The following is a 1,772-nucleotide window of genomic DNA, read 5'->3' as shown; positions in this document are numbered from 1 at the left end:
GACCTGGTCAGGACGTGCCCCGGGGGCGTGCGCGAGATGCTCGCGCAACTGCCGGGCCTGGTCGCGGAGCGCCTGCTCGGTCTTGGCCGACAGCATCCAGGGAACGACGGTCCCCTGCGGGGCCCCCTGCTCCCGACGGACGGCCGCGGGCCGCCGCACGGGCGGGGCTTCGAGGATGAGGTGGGCGTTGGTGCCGCTGATGCCGAAGGAGGAGACGGCGGCGCGGCGGGGGTGGCCGGTCTCGGGCCAGGGCCGGGCCTCGGTCAGCAGCCGTACGTTGCCGGACTCCCAGTCGATGTGAGGGCTGGGTTCGTCGACGTGGAGCGTCTTGGGCAGGACGCCGTGGCGCATGGCCTGGACCATCTTGATGACCCCGCCAAGACCGGCGGCGGCCTGGGCGTGACCGATGTTGGACTTGAAGGAACCGAGCCACAGGGGCTCTTCACGGTTCTGCCCGTAGGTGGCCAGCAGGGCCTGCGCCTCGATCGGGTCGCCCAGCGAGGTGCCGGTGCCGTGGCCCTCGACCGCGTCGACCTGGTCCGGGGTGAGGCCGGCCCCGGCCAGCGCGGACTGGATGACGCGCTGCTGGGAGGGGCCGTTGGGTGCGGTCAGGCCGTTGCTGGCGCCGTCCTGGTTGACGGCGGAGCCGCGGATGACGGCCAGGACGGTGTGTCCGTTGGCCTCGGCGTCGGAGAGCCGTTCGAGCAGGACCATGCCCGCGCCCTCCGCCCAGGCGGTGCCGTCGGCGCCCGCCGCGAACGACTTGCACCGGCCGTCCGGGGCCAGCCCGCGCTGCCGGCTGAACTCCATGAACATGCCGGGGTTGGCCATGATGGTGGCGCCGCCCGCCAGGGCCATGTCGGACTCGCCGTTGCGCAGCGACTGGCAGGCCAGGTGCATGGCCACCAGTGAGGACGAGCACGCGGTGTCGACGGTGACCGCCGGGCCCTCCAGGCCGAGCGTGTAGGCGATGCGCCCGGAGGCCACGCTCGCCGTCGTACCCGTCAGCAGGTACCCCTCGACGGGCTCGCCGCCGTGGTGCGTCAGCGAGACGTACTCCTGGGCGGCGACGCCGGCGAAGACGCCGGTCGCGGTGGAGCGCAGGGTGTCGGGCCGGATGCCCGCGTTCTCGAACGCCTCCCAGGCCGTCTCCAGGAGGAGCCGCTGCTGGGGGTCGAGCGCGAGGGCCTCGCGGGGGCTGATGCCGAAGAACTCGGCGTCGAAGCGGTCGGCGTCGTACAGGAAGCCGCCCTCACGGGCGTAGGTCTTCCCGCGGACGTCCGGGTCCGGGTCGTAGAGGTCCTCCACGTCCCAGCCGCGGTTGTCCGGGAACCCGCCCACCGCGTCACGCCCGTCCGCCACCAGTCGCCACAGTTTCTCGGGCGTGTCGGCGTCGCCGGGGAAGCGGCAGCCCATGCCCACGATCGCGATCGGCTCGGGCACCCCGTTCCTCGCCGGTGTCCTGCGGACGGCACGGCGGGCCGCCCGGGTGCCGCCGTCCGCCTGCTCGCTGCCCACCAGTTCGGTGCGCATGTAGCCGGCCAGTACCTCGAGCGTCGGGTAGTCGAACAGCAGGGTGGACGGGAGCCGCATCCCGGACGCCTTGTTGAGCGTGTTGCGCAGCTCCACCGAGCTGAGCGAGTCGAAGCCCAGCTCCTTGAACGACTGAGCGGTCCCGACCGCGTCGGGCGAGCCGTGCCCGAGCACGGAGGCCACGTGCGTGCGCAGGAATTCCAGGAGGATCCGGTTCTGCTCGGGCTCCGGGTGCCCCG

The 1,772-nt window shown here is 73.1% G+C and carries 1 protein-coding gene; it reads right to left on the bottom strand.

The genetic code is table 11. From position 1 onward, the window contains the following. Positions 1–1,772 (bottom strand): beta-ketoacyl synthase N-terminal-like domain-containing protein (locus B7767_RS46030; RefSeq protein ID WP_256923778.1); only part of this gene is annotated, 1,772 nt, incomplete at both ends.

Origin of the sequence: Streptomyces sp. 13-12-16 (assembly GCF_002114215.1) — a bacterium.
Lineage (GTDB): Bacteria > Actinomycetota > Actinomycetes > Streptomycetales > Streptomycetaceae > Streptomyces.
The sequence above is the reverse complement of the archived record's forward strand: the minus strand, read 5'-3'. Positions and strand labels throughout refer to the sequence as shown.